The following is a 1,770-nucleotide window of genomic DNA, read 5'->3' as shown; positions in this document are numbered from 1 at the left end:
GGGCCGTTCTTCAGCTTGAGCATCAGCCGGTAATACGAGGTGTTCAACGAACGCTTGAGCGCCTCGGCGATATTGCAGACCCCGCAGCCCTCGCCCTCCACGTTGGTGATCTTGATGCCGTTGACGGTCAGCGGTGAGCTGTCCACCTGGTAGCCCAGCCCGATCCCCTGCTCGAGCGCGGCGATCAACGCGAACACCTTGAACGACGACCCGGTCTGCAGACCCGCCTGAGCGAAGTCGAACCCGTTGGCATCCGAGCCGCCGTAGTAGGCCTTCACCGCGCCGTTGTGCGGATCGATCGAGACGACCGCGGTCCGCATGTCGGGGTTCTGCCCGTCCAAATATTTCGAGACGGCGTTCTCGGCGGCCTTCTGCGCCTGCGGGTCGATCGTGGTGGTGACCTGCAGCCCCTGGGTGTTCAGCGTCTGCTCGTCGATGTTGAACAGCTCGAGCAGTTCCTTGGTGACCTGACGCTGGATCAGCCCGTTGGGCCCAGTGGTCTGGTCTTTCGCGCGAGCCTGCTCAGGTGGCACGGTCGGCGGGAACTGCTGTGCTGCACGGTCTGTCGGCGACAACGCCTTGATGTCGACCATCCCGTCGAGCACCCAGTTCCACCGGCCCTTGGCACCCTCGAGGTTCACCGCGGGGTCCAGCGACGACGGGCGCTGGATCAGCGCGGCCAGCAGTGCGCCGTCGGCGACGGTGAGTTGCTCGACGGGTTTGTCGAAGTAGGCCCGCGACGCCGCCGAGATCCCGTAGGCGCCCCGGCCGAAGTAGATGATGTTCAGATAGGCCTGCAGCACCTCGTCTTTGGACCACTCCCCCGACATCTTGGTGGCGATGACGAGTTCCTTGGCCTTGCGGACCAGACCGCCGACGCCGGCGCGCTGGGCTCCCACCAACGCGTTCTTGACGTACTGCTGGGTAATCGTCGAACCGCCCTGCGTGTCGCCGCCGAAGATGTTGTTCTTGAACGCGCGCGCGAACCCGGTGAACGAGAAGCCCGGGTTGGAGTAAAAGTTGCGGTCCTCGGCAGCGATCACCGCCTGGCGGACAGTCACCGGCACCTGGTCAATGTTGACGTCCACCCGATTACCTTCGGGAGGAACGATTTTCGCCAGCTCGGAGCCGTCGCTGGCCAGAATCGTCGACACCTGGTTGGTGCGGATGTCGCCGGGCTTGGGAATGTCGACGATGAAGTAGGCCATCGCGAACGTGACGATCGGCAGCAGCAGGACCACCACGGCGCTGACGTAGAGCCCGCGACGGGCCCACGTCCAGTTGACGTGGTGCAGCCACTCCCAGTCGAGGCGCTCAGCCCAGCCCGGAGGCCTGCGTCGCGGTGGGCCCGGCGGACGACCGCCCGGTGGTCCACCAGTCGGCGGCGCACCCGACCCGCCCGTGGGCCTCTCCTGACGCCGTGACATCTTGCTGTCGAGTGCGGCCGACGCCCTGTCGAGCGAGTCGCGCGAATCCGAAGACCGCGACGATGGCCGAGCGTCCAGCGCGGCCTTCACCGCGTCGATCGGATCCCGAAAGCGATTCGGCGCATCGTCTTTGACGGGAGGCAGGATCGTGGTCAGGCGGTCGTCGGGCCGAACCGCGGGCCGTTGCCGTGGCGGACCGGACGCGCGCGTAAGACCGGCATCGGCCCCTGACCCGTTCGGGTTGTCAGCGGCCGACTGGTCTTGCTGCCCTTCGTTATTCACTGGCCGTGCGGGCGCCATCGCGCGCCGTCCGGGTGCTGCGCGGCTTCCGCGGCGGGCGAGC

Annotated in this window: 1 protein-coding gene; it reads right to left on the bottom strand. The window is 66.7% G+C overall.

What is annotated here, in order from left to right:
• On the bottom strand, nt 1-1,709 hold a 1,709-nt coding region (locus VGH54_RS12745), incomplete at its 3' end, for a transglycosylase domain-containing protein (RefSeq protein ID WP_414688696.1).
• Between the last annotated feature and the right edge of the window lie 61 nt (nt 1,710-1,770).

It is taken from the genome of Mycobacterium sp. (assembly GCF_036488105.1).
Lineage (GTDB): Bacteria > Actinomycetota > Actinomycetes > Mycobacteriales > Mycobacteriaceae > Mycobacterium.
Note: the sequence above shows the minus strand (reverse complement) of the source record. Positions and strands in the feature narration are given on the sequence as shown.